This window comes from Lachnospira hominis (ex Liu et al. 2021) (genome assembly GCF_014287955.1).
Taxonomy (GTDB): Bacteria; Bacillota; Clostridia; order Lachnospirales; family Lachnospiraceae; genus Lachnospira; species Lachnospira hominis.
The window spans coordinates 166,287-180,395 of the sequence record NZ_JACOPD010000006.1 but is presented as its reverse complement, the minus strand read 5'-3'; the positions used below and the strand labels follow the sequence as shown (position 1 = coordinate 180,395).

General features: G+C 35.3%; 15 protein-coding genes and 1 other annotated feature. Of the genes, 1 reads left to right on the top strand and 14 read right to left on the bottom strand.

What is annotated here, in order from left to right; all coding sequences use genetic code 11:
* Position 1 precedes the first annotated feature (1 nt).
* The 13 genes from H8S01_RS14310 to H8S01_RS09795 form a co-directional block, all read right to left on the bottom strand.
* On the bottom strand, positions 2-997 hold the full coding sequence (locus H8S01_RS14310) for a peptidylprolyl isomerase (RefSeq protein ID WP_186837068.1): 996 nt from the start codon (positions 995-997) through the stop codon (positions 2-4).
* 74 nt (positions 998-1,071) lie between these two features.
* Entirely contained in the window at positions 1,072-1,497 is a 426-nt protein-coding gene (gene mscL / locus H8S01_RS09850) for a large conductance mechanosensitive channel protein MscL (RefSeq protein WP_021866591.1), read from the bottom strand.
* Positions 1,498-1,723: 226 nt separating this feature from the next.
* Positions 1,724-3,082 carry a sodium-dependent transporter gene (locus tag H8S01_RS09845; protein ID WP_186837067.1) on the bottom strand — a complete coding sequence of 453 codons (1,359 nt, stop codon included), beginning with the start codon at positions 3,080-3,082 and terminating at the stop codon, positions 1,724-1,726.
* 30 nt (positions 3,083-3,112) lie between these two features.
* Complete coding sequence (gene rlmH, locus H8S01_RS09840; protein WP_021866594.1) at positions 3,113-3,592, bottom strand: 23S rRNA (pseudouridine(1915)-N(3))-methyltransferase RlmH; 480 nt, start codon at positions 3,590-3,592, stop codon at positions 3,113-3,115.
* Positions 3,592-3,855: a glyoxalase gene (locus H8S01_RS09835; protein ID WP_186837066.1), complete on the bottom strand. Its 264-nt coding sequence runs from the start codon at positions 3,853-3,855 to the stop codon at positions 3,592-3,594. Before H8S01_RS09835 ends, rlmH begins: the two co-directional genes overlap by 1 nt.
* Positions 3,855-4,628 carry a Cof-type HAD-IIB family hydrolase gene (locus H8S01_RS09830; protein ID WP_021866596.1) on the bottom strand — a complete coding sequence of 258 codons (774 nt, stop codon included), beginning with the start codon at positions 4,626-4,628 and terminating at the stop codon, positions 3,855-3,857. The genes H8S01_RS09835 and H8S01_RS09830 overlap by 1 nt, the downstream gene beginning before the upstream one ends.
* Positions 4,625-5,248, bottom strand: a complete 624-nt coding sequence (locus H8S01_RS09825) for a Maf family protein (RefSeq protein WP_186837065.1) — start codon at positions 5,246-5,248, stop codon at positions 4,625-4,627. The genes H8S01_RS09830 and H8S01_RS09825 overlap by 4 nt, the downstream gene beginning before the upstream one ends.
* A gap of 2 nt (positions 5,249-5,250) precedes the next feature.
* Positions 5,251-6,921 carry a 2-isopropylmalate synthase gene (locus H8S01_RS09820; RefSeq protein ID WP_021866598.1) on the bottom strand — a complete coding sequence of 557 codons (1,671 nt, stop codon included), beginning with the start codon at positions 6,919-6,921 and terminating at the stop codon, positions 5,251-5,253.
* Positions 6,922-7,086: 165 nt separating this feature from the next.
* Positions 7,087-7,343 (bottom strand) — a binding site (T-box leader).
* Between the two features lie 63 nt (positions 7,344-7,406).
* Complete coding sequence (locus H8S01_RS09815) at positions 7,407-8,747, bottom strand: hypothetical protein (protein WP_186837064.1); 1,341 nt, start codon at positions 8,745-8,747, stop codon at positions 7,407-7,409.
* Positions 8,737-9,903: a DUF58 domain-containing protein gene (locus tag H8S01_RS09810; protein WP_021866600.1), complete on the bottom strand. Its 1,167-nt coding sequence runs from the start codon at positions 9,901-9,903 to the stop codon at positions 8,737-8,739. Before H8S01_RS09810 ends, H8S01_RS09815 begins: the two co-directional genes overlap by 11 nt.
* 18 nt (positions 9,904-9,921) lie before the next feature.
* Positions 9,922-10,866 (bottom strand): AAA family ATPase, encoded by a 945-nt coding sequence (locus H8S01_RS09805; RefSeq protein ID WP_021866601.1) that lies wholly within the window; start codon positions 10,864-10,866, stop codon positions 9,922-9,924.
* Complete coding sequence (locus H8S01_RS09800; protein WP_186837063.1) at positions 10,850-10,999, bottom strand: hypothetical protein; 150 nt, start codon at positions 10,997-10,999, stop codon at positions 10,850-10,852. The genes H8S01_RS09805 and H8S01_RS09800 overlap by 17 nt, the downstream gene beginning before the upstream one ends.
* A gap of 107 nt (positions 11,000-11,106) precedes the next feature.
* The gene (locus tag H8S01_RS09795) at positions 11,107-11,562 is read right to left on the bottom strand and encodes an Lrp/AsnC family transcriptional regulator (protein ID WP_186837062.1); all 456 of its coding nucleotides are present in this window, start codon (positions 11,560-11,562) and stop codon (positions 11,107-11,109) included.
* Positions 11,563-11,795: 233 nt separating this feature from the next.
* Here H8S01_RS09795 and H8S01_RS09790 point away from each other — a divergent pair, with 233 nt between their 5' ends.
* Entirely contained in the window at positions 11,796-12,116 is a 321-nt protein-coding gene (locus tag H8S01_RS09790) for a DUF1292 domain-containing protein (RefSeq protein ID WP_186837061.1), read from the top strand.
* Between the two features lie 16 nt (positions 12,117-12,132).
* Here the strand turns inward: H8S01_RS09790 and H8S01_RS09785 are convergent, their stop codons facing one another.
* Positions 12,133-14,004 (bottom strand): ATP-dependent helicase, encoded by a 1,872-nt coding sequence (locus tag H8S01_RS09785; protein WP_279287880.1) that lies wholly within the window; start codon positions 14,002-14,004, stop codon positions 12,133-12,135.
* Positions 14,005-14,109 lie beyond the last annotated feature (105 nt).

Genomic DNA, 14,109 nt, shown 5'->3' with positions numbered 1-14,109 from the left:
TCTACTGTTTCAAGTGACTGTTAAATACCTCTTCGAATTTTACATTAATATTTCCAATTGCTGTAAGCTTTATTTCATTCCATGCTTTATTATTAAATTCAACATACTGCTTTGCCTCAAATGACTCAAATTCGCTGTTAAATGCTTCAAGTTTTCTCTTTTCAAGAATTGCTGTTTTGTTAGCCTCTGTTTTTGATTTATCATTATCGCTGTTACATTTTATAATATAATATCTGCCATCCGATTCAACAATATCACTTACTTCGCCGCTTTTCAGATTATAAGCCGCATTTTCAAAATTCTCGTCAAGTTCTCCTCTGCGGCATTCTCTCTCATATTCTTCACCATTATAATCTTTTGCAACAACATAGAAAATTTCTTTATTATCAAGTCTTTCCTGTGCTTTTTTTATATCTTCAAGCGTATCTGCACAGATATACTGTACTGTTATAACTCTCGCTTCATCATAGCTTACTTCTATATCAAGATTATCTGTCAAATCATTATATAGTGTATCTGCTATTGCAAAGCTGGTAAACATATTAACAAGTTTTTCTTTTGTAATATTAAATTCATTCCTTTTTTCATCACTTAATGAATTATAATATTCCTCTGCCGCATCAGATACAGCTGTCTTCTGGTTTCTTGAGAGTACAACACCTTTTTTATCAGCTAAAACATTCATGCAGTAAACACGTTCAAGCTTGGCTTTTACCTGTTCTTTTACATACTCATCAAATTTCACATCACCGACACTCTGATTCCAGATATCTGTTCCAAATAAATCTTCATATTCACTTTTTGCATCAGAAAGAAGAATATCTGCTTCCATAACTGATGCCTTTTTATTTCCAGTCTTTAAAAGTCCGTCTTTTCCAAATCCTGTCGAAATGTAAATAAATGTTCCGTTAAAAAATTTGATATATCCAAATATCAGCAATGACACAAATGCAACAATTACAGCCGCAATAAGTTTCTTTTTTCTCTGTTTTTTCACAATCTGCCTCCATATATAAATTCTTTATTACAAATAAATGATTATGTTCTGTCCTGATTTACAAAAGTATAGCGTCAGCTTTTGCTGACGCCGTCTTCAAGATGTGAAGTACAATTAGGACATCTTACTGCATCTATTGCAATCTTAGTTTTGCAATATGGGCATGTCTTTGTTGTAGGCTTCTCTTTTTCTTTACGTGAAAACTTCTCTGAAGCAGAATTAATTGCCTTAATCATAATAAAGATTATCAAGGCCATAATAAGGAAATTAATAACTGCTGTAATAAACTTTCCGTAATATAAAGTTACTTCTCCAAGAAGATTAACACTCAACTTGTCAAAATTCATTCCGCCAAACAATCCAAGAACCGGATTGATAATATCATTGACAAGTGATGTAACTATGCTTGTAAATGCACCACCGATGATAATACCAACTGCCATATCCATGACATTGCCTCTGCTTATAAATGTTTTAAACTCATTCAGAAATTTTCTCATATGAAGTCCCTTTCCTTTGTATAAAAATTTTAATTATTACATTCTGCTTTTTATTACAATTCCAAGCACAACAACAAGAATCGCAAGAATTGTATTTATCAAAATAACGCCAAGCATTACCATAAAGCCTTTTCTGTTCATATAAAAGCAGCTCCTTCATTCACATTTGCTTTATTATAAAACAAATGTGAAAAATATGCACTTGATTTTTTATCCAAAAAAATTTTTAATATTTTATAATTCCAAACTGTGCGAGTGTATAGAACACAAGAATTATAAGAAGAAGTACAGGTGCTATATATTTAACCATAACACGATAAATCTTCTCTCTTCCAAACTTCTCACCATTCTTTGCTGCCTCATCTATAATATAATCAGCACCTACAAACCAGCCAATCATAATACATGTAAAGAAAGCCACAACCGGTAAAAGAAGGCTGTTACTTATAAAATCAAAAAATGTAAGGAAATCCATCCCCATTATTGTAATATGTGACCATATTCCATTTCCAAGCGAACAAGGTATTCCGAGTACAACCGCAACTACAATTATAATTGCACAGCTTAATACACGGCTTATATGAAATCTGTCTATAAGCATAGATGTAATTGCTTCCATAATTGATACAGAGCTTGTCAGTGCCGCAAGAAATACAAGTGCAAAAAACATAAATCCGATAAATCGTCCGCCAGGCATCTGTGAAAACACTTTAGGAAGTGTCATAAACATAAGTCCGGCACCACTTTGTGAAGTTCCTGCTTCACCACTGAAAATATATACAGCCGGAACAACCATCATACCTGCCAGCAATGCAATTCCCGTATCAAAAATTTCGATACCATTTACTGATTTCACAAGGCTTACGTCATCTCTTGTATATGAACCATATGTTATCATAATTCCCATCGCAAGGCTCATTGAGTAAAACATCTGTCCCATTGCCGCACAGACTGTCTTAAACGAAAACTTTGAAAAATCAGGAAGAAGATAATACTTGATACCGGCTCCGGCTCCCGGAATAAACATAATATATATGCATATAACTATAGCGAGCAGAATAAGCACAGGCATAAGATACTTACTGACTTTTTCAATACCTTTTTCAACACCCAAAACTACTATAAGTGCTGTGAGTCCTAAAAAGATAAAGAAAAATACAAGCGGTGCATATTCCTGTCCGATAAAGTTTGCAAAAAACAAACCGTCTGCTGCCGCCATGTCCTGACCTGTTGCAAATACGGTAACATACTTTATAACCCATCCGCCGATTACACAATAATACGGAAGAATAATTACCGGAATTATAAATGATATCGGTCCTATAAAAGCAAATCTCTTATCAATGTTTCCATATGCTCTTGTCGGACTAAGCTTTGTCTTTCTTCCTATTGCAATCTCTGTTGTCATAAGTGTAAAACCAAATGTAAGTGCCAGAATAATATATACAAGAATAAATATTCCGCCGCCATACTGGGCTGCCAAATATGGGAATCTCCATAAATTTCCCAAACCTACCGCACTTCCGGCTGCTGCAAGTACAAATCCTATGCCTCCGGAAAAACTGCCTCTTTTTTTATTTTCCATAAAATAAACCGCTCCTGTTTTATTTTTTTATTATTTATGGTATGGTTCACCTTTCATAATCCTATACCCACGATAAATCTGTTCCAGCAACACAACTCTCATAAGCTGGTGTGGAAATGTCATATGTGAAAAACTAAGTTTATAATCTGCCCTTTTAAGTACACGCTCATCAAGCCCTAATGAACCTCCTATAACAAACATTATATGACTTACTGAATCAATTCCAAGTTTTTCTATCTTTTGTGAAAATTCAACTGAATCAAGCATCTTTCCTTCTATTGCAAGTGCAATGACATATGCATCATCTTTTAATGATGAAAGAATCCTGTCGCCTTCTTTTGCTTTAATTGCCAGATTAAGCTGTTCGCCTGCATTTTCAGGTGTTTTTTCATCAGGAAGTTCTATTATATCGAGCTTGCAGTATCTTGATAGTCTTTTCACATACTCACAGACTGCCTGTACGTAAAACTTTTCTTTTATTTTACCTACACATACAATACTTATACGCATCAGCCTTCCACCACAAAGAATCTGCCATCCGGAAGAGCGAACACTTCAAGTTCTTCTGCAAGTTCTTCGTCCGTAATTTCATCAACGTCCATTCCCTCTTCACTCAGATATTCCCTTACTTCTTTAATATTGTCAAATACCTGTGCAAAACAATCTTCAAGAAATTCCTTTGCTTCTTCTATATCCTGTGCGACCGGTTCATCATACAGCTTTGTCTGTTCCTTTAAAAAAACTTCAGCACATAATGTTAAATCATCTTTCATTATAACAGCTCTCCTCTTAATATTTTTTCTACCGAATCAGTTACATATAATGCATTTTTCTTTATATCATCAGCAGCCGATGCCATTGCATAAGAAAACTCTGCCTGCTTTAACATTTCACAGTCATTATAATTATCTCCGAATGCCATACATTCACTTCTGTCTATGCCATAAATTTTCTGGACTTTCTTTAAAGCGTCCCCCTTGCTGACACACAAATCCATAAAATCCATATATTGGTCACCGGAAACTGCCGCTGCTGCTTTATCAGACCACTTATCCGCAAAATACTTTTCAGAATTGGCAATTCCTGACAAATCACAGACAGACACTTTTAAAATATCTTCCTGAATCTCATCGAGACTTTTAATTATTGTCGTCTTATATTGCACAACCTTTGTCATCCTGATAAGATATTCTTCTGTCTTTGGCATTATATATGCTGTCTTTTCTCCTGATAACAGTACCTCGCAATTCGGAACTGAAATTATATCCTTCGCAATCTCTATTGCAAGATTATAATCCATTGGTGTCTTTACAATTGTCTCACCTTTATATCTTACTAATGCACCATTATCAGAAATATACATTAACGGACTTTTTACCTTTGAAAAAAGTCTTACAAGACTTTCACACTGTCTGCCGCTTGCGGGTGCAAATATTATTCCTTTTCTGCCAAGCATGTCTATAGTTTCACACATTGAATCGTCAACATGCTGTGCTCCATTCAGAAGAATCGTTCCATCCAAATCACTTGCAACAAGTTTTATCATCCGATATACCCGGCCTTTCTTAATTCCTGATATACTCTGCCAACAGGCAGTCCGACTACTGAGTTATAATCGCCCTCAATTTTTGATACAAAAGCCGCAAATCTGCCCTGTATGCCATAAGCCCCCGCCTTGTCCATCGGCTCTTTTGTCTTTATATAATCAAGAATTTCTTCATCTGTCATATCATATACATAAACTTCTGTCTGTTCATAAAATGACGTTTTTTCTTTTCCACAAATAAATGTAACTCCCGTATATACACTGTGGCTGCCGCCCGAAAGACATTTTATCATATCAAATGCATGTCTCTCATCTCTTGGCTTGCCAAGAACCTGACCATCCGCATAGACAATCGTATCAGCTCCTATTATAACATAACTATCGCTATCACCGAAAGAGGCTGCGGCACTTTTTTGTACCGCAGCTGTACTTTTTTTAACAGGAAGTTTTGCAACCGCTTCTGCTTTAAGGCTTGATAGCTGCATAACTATTTTTTCGGGAGATTTTTCTGTTGTTATCTCATCGGCGTCACTTGTAATCACAGTAAAATCAATTCCAATCTGATTAAGAAGTTCTCTTCTTCTAGGCGACCCCGAAGCAAGTATAATCTCTTTTTTCATTTTTATTCAGCCTTTTCCAAACTTCTGTTCATAGCTGACTCAAGAGCATCTATAGATGCACGGATAATATCATGGTCAACACCTGCACCATAATATTCCTTTCCATCATCACTTACAATACCTACATATGCAATAGCACTTGATTCTGAACCCTTATTATTAAGAGTATGCTCTTCATAGCAGCAGATATCGCAGTTATGGTTGAAATATTCTGAAAGTGCATTACTTACAGCATCAAGACGTCCGTTACCCTTTGATTCAACATTAATCTTTTCACCGTCTTTTTCTATTGTAACTGTTGTCTGGATTCCATCAATCTGTCTGAAATGAACTTCTGTAATCTTAAATACAGGTGTATATTTCTTATATCTTTTTTCAAATATTTCGAGAACTTCTCCAGGTGTAAGCTCTTTATGATTAACATCTGATACATCCTTAACAGCATAGCCGAGATCTTCTCTCATCTTCTTAGGTATTATCATTCCATAATTATGTTCAAGGACATATGCAACGCCACCCTTTCCTGACTGGCTGTTAATTCTGATAACATCTGAATCATATGTACGTCCTACATCTTCAGGATTAATTGGAAGATATGGAACTGTCCAATGCTCTGTATCATTTTCAATACGGTAATGCATCCCCTTTGAAATAGCATCCTGATGTGAACCTGAGAAAGCTGCAAATACAAGTTTACCACAATACGGATGTCTGTCATCTATCTTCATCTGTGTAAGTCTTTCAAATGTCTCTGAAAGTTCAGGCATATTAGATAAATCAAGTTCAGGATTAACACCCTGTGCATACATATTCATTGCAAGTGTAATTACATCAACATTACCTGTTCTTTCACCATTACCGAATAATGTTCCCTCAATTCTGTCCGCACCTGCAAGAAGACCAAGTTCTGCATCAGCAACGCCTGTTCCCCGGTCATTATGAGGATGAAGCGAAATAATAACATTTTCCCTGTTATGAAGATTCTTATCCATGTATTCCACCTGGCTTGCAAATACATGAGGAAGTGACATCTCCACTGTAGCAGGAAGGTTGATTATGCATTTATTGTCAGCTGTAGGTTCCCAGATATCAATTACTGCATTACATACTTCAAGTGCATATTCAGGTTCTGTTCCTGTAAAACTTTCAGGACTGTATTCAAATGCAAAGTTTCCTTCTTCTTTTGCAGCAAGTTCTTTAAGAAGCTTTGCACCCTCAACAGCAATCTTTTTGATATCTTCTTTTGACTTTCTGAATACCTGTTCACGCTGTGCTAAAGATGTTGAATTGTATACATGAACAATAGCTCTCGGTGCACCCTTTACAGCCTCAAATGTTTTCTTGATGATATGTTCTCTTGCCTGAGTAAGGACCTGAATTGTAACATCATCAGGAATCATGTTCTTTTCAATAAGTGTTCTTAAAAAGACATATTCTGTCTCTGATGCAGCCGGGAAACCAACTTCGATTTCCTTAAAACCAACTTTTACAAGGAGCTTGAAAAATTCAAGTTTCTGTTCAAGGCTCATCGGTTCTACAAGTGCCTGGTTTCCATCTCTTAAATCAACTGAACACCAGATTGGTGCCTTATCAATATACTCCTTTTTCACCCAGTCGTTGCACTCTACAGGTGGCATGAAATAACCTCTCTTGTACTGTCTGTAATCAAACATCTTAATACCTCCAAAAAATTAATACTATTCTTAAATTCAATAAAAAGCATTTGCAATTTTCTCGTTTTTTGAACGCATGTATTTTTATAACAAGACATTTTTTAGTATATCTGCTCAAAATATCCTGTCATATAAAAAAGTCTTCCGTCCATGACAAAACATCTGTCAAGAGACGAAAGACTATAGTCTCACGCGTTACCACTCTTATTCACGAATCAATCGTGCACTCACTGAATACGGACATCTCTGCCTTATATTCTGTCCAATATAACGGTTGGCTTCCGGCTACGCCTACTCATATATAATAATACTTTCAGATAGCAGCTCCGAGGTGAGTTCAATATCTTCCTTCCATTGCCTCGCACCACACGGCAACTCTCTGACTCCGGTTAATACCTATTATTCCTCTTCATTGCTTTTGCTAATTATTATCTAAATAATACATTATATTTTTAACCATGTCAATAGTATTTTATTATATATTATCAAAGATTGTTAAAAATATCTTTTTCTTCTTTTGTGATCTGCTCTCTGGAATATCTTGCCTTTTCATATACCGCTGTTATTTTTTCTGAAAGTTCACTGTCAGCCGTAATATTTTCAGTTGTAAGAACACTTGGCAGAACTGTCTCATCAGGTGCTTTTCCACCCGTTCCTTTCAGTATATGCTTTTTATAAAGCTTCCTTACTGAACGTACCTCACGTGGTTCTTTTGTTTTTACCTTTGATACATCTTTATCAGCCCTTACATTTTCATCATCAGGTGAAATATACTCAATATAGTCACTGCCGAGTTTTTTCGTCTTGTTAAATGTCTTTACATATGTTCTTATCATATAAATAATTGCAATTATCATGGCAATTATTATTGCAAAGACCATCCCCTCAAACAATGCCTGCATAATCGGTGAGTCAGGATATTCAAGTTCTCTTTGCATAGCATCTTCAATATCTTCCTGCGTCTCATCATCCATCTGCGGTGTATTGCTGCTCTCCGGTCCTGACTTACCCAGAAGCCATAAAAATCCTTTTACAAGGATTCTCACAACTCCTGTCACTGAACTTCCTATAACACCAAAAAGTCCACCATATCTTCCATTATAAAATATAAGCATTCCAAACAAAATAAGAATTGCAGAAGCAGCCGTAATAAACGTATTTACCTGCTTCATCTGTTTTGCCGGAAAATCATTCTTTTTGCTGTTAAGGCTGAGAACATTATTAAGGTGGCTCATATTGTTATAAATAATTTTTAACACTACAAACAATATGCACAATGTAAGTTCAATATACATAAGCGGCAGTACATTTCTCCAATATCCCACAAGGTATCCAAATGCAGGTGCTGCTATAAAAACTACATGAATATCTTCACCGGCATACATCTTTGCAAGTGCTTTTTTCGCATCATCAATTGTCTTTCCATCCTGAACAATAAGATTTTCTGTTGAATATCTCTGAACTGTATTATTTTTCTGCCATATTGAGTATGCACATATAAGAATCGCACACAACATGTTTGCAAACAATTCACTGTCGTTTCCGGACATCACAACCGATACCGCAAATATTGCAATATTGCACAACATAAACAGATTGAATTTTTTTATCTTTCTTCTTGTATAATATGCAAATATTACAGCCGGAATAACCCAGAGGCACATATATACCCTGCTGTCATTTATCAGAAATACCCCCATATATTCCATAAGAATAAATGATTCAAATAATACACATTGCAATATCAGTTCCATAATTGAAAGAACTGAATCACTTTTTTTGATTGTTGTTTTATTTTTATTAAAACTATCAGATTTAATCGTCACTGTAATGCACCTCCCAGTCAATCACAGATGCACAAGTATCTTCAAGTCTTTCACCCGGCTCACCGTAATATGGTGCAATCCAGACACACTGCCTGTTATTTCCAGTAAGCATGTCAAATGATTTCTGCAAATCTTTTCTTCTATTCTGTGATATCATAATATAAAGAGTATCAGACATTTCTGACATTCCATATTCATGTTTATTGTGAGTTCTGTCTGTCAGTTCTTCAAGAATATCTGTAAATCTGTTTGCATTTTTTGACAGATCAATCCCTGCAAGAACTGTATTAATCTCATTGAGGTGTGATAATCCACCCCCCTCTTCAACTTCAAGAAAATCTGTTTTTTCACCATCAGTTTCTACACCATTTGAAATAAGTGAAACATTGATTTTTTGTGATATAAGATACTGTGCGAGTCCTGACGCCATCGAGATTGTTATCTCTGACAAAAGTTCCTGTTTTAACATTCCTTCCGGTTCAACATTGGCAAGAATACATACTGACTGGCACATTGTCTCCTTATACTGGTTGACCATAAGCTGTCCTGTTCTCGCAGATGCTTTCCAGTTAATCATATTCATAGTATCATGTGTATCATATTCCCTAATTCCACGAAACTCAAAAATATCAGGATTTAGATAAGTATTCTTTTCAACCGCACCCATTATTTTTGAAAATGTTATATCAGTCAGTTCAGGATTAATCTGTTTTGGAAAAACTACAATATTAGCATTCTGGTTTGTTCCAACGAGATTGATATCGTTCATAAACAGCCCCGATGAAACCATATCTGCACGCCCAATTGAATAAATACCTCTTTTAGTACACTTAATCGGTATCTTTCTTGTCACTTTCTGATACATCATCAGTGAAAAAATATCATTTCTGTAAGTATTATCAGAAACCACAGAATTTTCTTCGCCATCTTCAAATCTGAACGCACGATTTACCTGAAATTTAAGATTAATATACGGAAGCGGAAGTCTCTTTTTATTTGTAACTGTCTCTATAAGTTCTATGGTTTCGCCACAGACTGCATTTTTCTTTGAAAAATCAATTCTGACTGTAAGATTTTTATACCATAATGCAGCATATATTTTTCTGAGTACCATATACACGGCACCGGCACCCAGCAACATTACTATTATAAGCATTCTGTCTCCAATCCTTCTTTATTTGCTCCAGTCTTCTGTAGGCACCTTGCACTGTCCGATAACTTCCCTCATAACATCTTCTCTGTGTGCTGAGTCTGATATTCCTCGAGAAAGTAAAATCCTGTGAGCAAATACAGGAATTGCAAGATTATATACATCTTCAGGAACTACATAATTTCTTCCGTTGATATATGCATATGCTTTTACAGCTTTCACCATATTAATAACGCCCCTTGTGCTTACACCAATCGCAATATTTATATTATTTCTTGTCTTATCAGCAATATCAACAATATAATTCATAATCGCCTCATCAACATGCACGCCTTCTGCTTCTTTAACCATGCCTTTTACGTCATCTGCATTACATACTGCTGACAGGCTCTCAAGCGGACTATCTGTCATAAATCTTTTTATAATTTCAAGTTCTTCATTCTGCTTAGGATAACCCATTGAAATCTGTAACAAAAATCTGTCAAGCTGTGCTTCCGGAAGCTGATATGTTCCTGCTGTTTCTATCGGATTCTGTGTTGCAATTACGATAAATGGAAATCCAAGTTTTCTTGTTTCACCATCTACCGTCACCTGATGTTCTTCCATACATTCAAGCAAGGCTGACTGTGTACGTGGAGTAGCCCTGTTAATCTCATCAGCAAGAAGAATATTAGAAAATACCGGCCCTTTTCTGAAAACAAATTCACCCTGCTTCTGATTATAATAATTAATACCGGTAATATCTGACGGAAGCAAATCAGGTGTAAACTGAATTCTTGCAAATTCAGCATCTATTGATTTTGCAAATGACTTTGCAATCATAGTCTTACCTGTTCCCGGAACATCCTCAAGGAGAACATGTCCTCCTGCAATCAATGCTGTAAGAATTAAATCTGTAACATTTCCCTTTCCAACAATAACTTTACTTACGTTTTCTTTCATCTGTACTGCTTTACTCTGAAATTCCATCTATATCCTCCTTGTTTTTCCGAAGGAAAAATGCGACCACTCCGGGGAGCAGAGGATTTGTCCTCCTTGTTTTTCCGAAGGAAAAATCCGAATCCCTTGATGAGGAGAGGATTTGTCCTCCTTGTTTTTCCAAAACCTTTTCATTTAACTTTATATATAATAACAAAAACAGCACTGACAAACAACGTATCAGTGCTATTTTATACTTTTTTAATATTAAAATGTCATTTAAATACATAATTAATCATTAACAGGAAGTTCTACATTGACATCTATTCCTCTTGGTTCAACCGGTGTTGAAAACACAATCTGTGTACTCGTTCTTCCAAACTTCTGGAGTTGTCCTATAAATGTATCAAGCTCCATTGTACTAGGAAATACAACTTTAAGTAACATTGAATAATTTCCTGTAACGCAGTTACATTCTACAACATTATGACACGACTTGATGAATGGATAGAAATCCGGTTTCTGGACAGGTGCAACTTCAAGATTTATAAAAGCTGTAATATGATATCCAAGTTTTAACTGGTTGACTTTGACCTCATATCCCTCTATAATCTGCTCTTTTTCAAGCCTTTCAATTCTTGCAGATACTGCCGGAGATGACAAAAAAACATTCTCTGCCAGTGCCTTCAAAGGCATTCTTGCATCCTGCTGTAACAATGTAATCAGTTTCTTATCAATCTTATCCATAACACATTCCCAACTTTCATATATTTTCACTCTAAAGAGAAAAAAGACAATTCTGGAAAAACATTCCAAAATTGTCTCCTTTGACTCTCTTAATCTTGTAATTAATATACACCTTTTTCATCACATATGCAAGTTTTTTTGAAATTTCATTAAGTTTTGTTAACTCATATTGCAATAATACAATTATTCTGCTAAAGTTTTATTAAGAAAAACTATTTATATGGAGGTTAGTAATGGCTGATAACAATGCAAATGAATATTCTACTGTTACATTATCTTTAGATGATGGCACAGAATGTGAATGTGCCATAGTAAGAATATTTCCTGCCGGAGATAATAACTATATAGCACTTCTTCCTCTTGAAGGTGAAGCTGCCAGCAACGATGAAGTGTATCTTTACAGATATACAGAAAAAGACAATGGTGAACCGGTTCTTGAAAACATCGAATCAGATGAAGAATACGAAACTGTTGCTGACGCATTTGACGAAGAACTTGATGCTATGGAATACGAAGAACTATATGCCGAAGAAGATGCCGAAAACGAAGAATAATCCCACAAAAATCAATTTAAAGATGCAGTTCTCTTATAAAACGTGAGGACTGCATTTTCCTGTTATACTGCTTTTGCACCGAACATATAATAAGTTTCTTTTTTGCTCTTGTCAGTGCAACATAAAAAAGCCTGCGTTCCTCTTCAAGCTGCTCTAAAGACACAGCCTTGCAATATGGTATATTTTTCTCATTGGCACTCACTATTATAACGGTATCAAATTCGAGTCCTTTTGCCCTGTGCATCGTAGATACATTGCATAAATGTGTCTTTGATTCATCAGCTTTTCCAAGACCATCTGCATCATTGACATTATCTTCCGATACATTATCAACATATTCTATGAACTGCTTTAAATTATCAAAACTCTTTGAAATGTTTTGCAATTTCTCAATAATATCAAGAAATATCTTTACATCTGTACCACGTTCGCTTGCATATTCATGTAAATATCTATCATAACCGACTACCTTTCTCACATAATTAACTGCTGCAAACGGTATCATTGTATTCATGTTCTTAACATGGCATTGAAGCTTTATAATCTCTTCAAGATTTTCTTTGCTGCCTCTGCATCTGATATTATCTTCAAGCGTGTTAAAACCGGTATTTTCATCAGTAAAATACATCCTGCTTATATATCTTTGCGGTTTGTTAATTATTCTTATAAAGTTCTGTCTCCTGTAATCTCCCACCGATATCCGTAAATATGCAATAACATCCTTCACAACCCACTTATCAAAAAAATCCGATTGATTCCCACAGTACAATATATTAAGGCCATGTTTTTGAAGCTTATGCGTAAATTCAGAGGCTTCAGCATTCGTCCTTGTCAGTATGGCAATACTTTCATCTGAATCACTGCTGGTATCATTATAAATTTTATTATATACATATCCTGTAACAAAATCATCCTGTTTTGAAATATCATTAAAATTATAATATTCCACAGAATTACCACCTTTATTAAACGCCTTCAGATTCTTATAAAACCTGTTCTTATTATGATTAATAAGACTTAATGATGCATTAACTATAGTCTCACAACATCTGTAATTCATATTCAGCCTGAAAATCTCTGCCTCTTTATAAATCTGTGTAAACATACGGCACACATCAGGCTTTGCACCCCTGAAACCATATATACTCTGGTCATCGTCGCCTACCACAAATATGTTGCGGTTCTTTTGTGCAAGCATATTAATCAGCCGTAACTGAACCGGTGAAACATCCTGAAATTCATCCACCATAATATACTTATATTTTTCCTGCCATATGTTAAGACTCTCTTTGTCACTCTCTAACATATGTAATGTACGAATCATCATATCCTCAAAATCAATATATTTGTACTGATTCATAAATAATTCGTACTCATTATATATTTTTTCAAAAAAATCGTTCTCGCATGATGTCGGATTAAATATAGCAGACTCGCTGCATCCCTTTGCTTTGGCAATATCATTTAATATGTCATCTTCCATCTCACCATCTGACGGCAACGGAATATTATAGTATAAAAGCTGTTCTCTTATAAATGCCCTCTGAGCTTTCGGTGTTATAACATTATATCCTGCATATTCTCCTGCATTCTTTAGCATCATAAAAAATACAGAATGAAACGTTCCAAATGTCACATCGTCATATAATTCTGCATTATCATGCACATCTGATTCTGATGCCAGTTTTAAAAAACGCTCTTTCATCTGGAGTGCTGCCATCCTTGTAAATGTTATTACAAGGATATTCTCCGGATTAACTTTGCAATTGTCAATCATATTGAGTATTCTGTTTGTGACAACTGTAGTCTTACCACTTCCCGGACCGGCAAGAATCATCGCAGGTCCCTCGAAGTGCTCCACCGCCCTTTGCTGTTCACTGTCAAGCAGTACATATCACCTCTTCAATAATATTATTAAAAATATATTTTTATAACATTATATTATCAGAATACTTTCCATCTGTCAAGCATTAATATTTTTTTATTAGAAATA

Bases quoted from the DNA above. Each gene is read 5' to 3' on its own strand.
- H8S01_RS09825 (WP_186837065.1), bottom strand. From the start codon at position 5,248: ATGAAAAAAGAGATTATACTTGCTTCGGGGTCGCCTAGAAGAAGAGAA.
- H8S01_RS09845 (WP_186837067.1), bottom strand. From the start codon at position 3,082: ATGGAAAATAAAAAAAGAGGCAGTTTTTCCGGAGGCATAGGATTTGTA.
- H8S01_RS09835 (WP_186837066.1), bottom strand. From the start codon at position 3,855: ATGAAAGATGATTTAACATTATGTGCTGAAGTTTTTTTAAAGGAACAG.
- mscL (WP_021866591.1), bottom strand. From the start codon at position 1,497: ATGAGAAAATTTCTGAATGAGTTTAAAACATTTATAAGCAGAGGCAAT.
- H8S01_RS09790 (WP_186837061.1), top strand. From the start codon at position 11,796: ATGGCTGATAACAATGCAAATGAATATTCTACTGTTACATTATCTTTA.
- H8S01_RS09820 (WP_021866598.1), bottom strand. From the start codon at position 6,921: ATGTTTGATTACAGACAGTACAAGAGAGGTTATTTCATGCCACCTGTA.
- H8S01_RS09805 (WP_021866601.1), bottom strand. From the start codon at position 10,866: ATGGAATTTCAGAGTAAAGCAGTACAGATGAAAGAAAACGTAAGTAAA.
- H8S01_RS09795 (WP_186837062.1), bottom strand. From the start codon at position 11,562: ATGGATAAGATTGATAAGAAACTGATTACATTGTTACAGCAGGATGCA.
- H8S01_RS09830 (WP_021866596.1), bottom strand. From the start codon at position 4,628: ATGATAAAACTTGTTGCAAGTGATTTGGATGGAACGATTCTTCTGAAT.
- rlmH (WP_021866594.1), bottom strand. From the start codon at position 3,592: ATGCGTATAAGTATTGTATGTGTAGGTAAAATAAAAGAAAAGTTTTAC.
- H8S01_RS09810 (WP_021866600.1), bottom strand. From the start codon at position 9,903: ATGCTTATAATAGTAATGTTGCTGGGTGCCGGTGCCGTGTATATGGTA.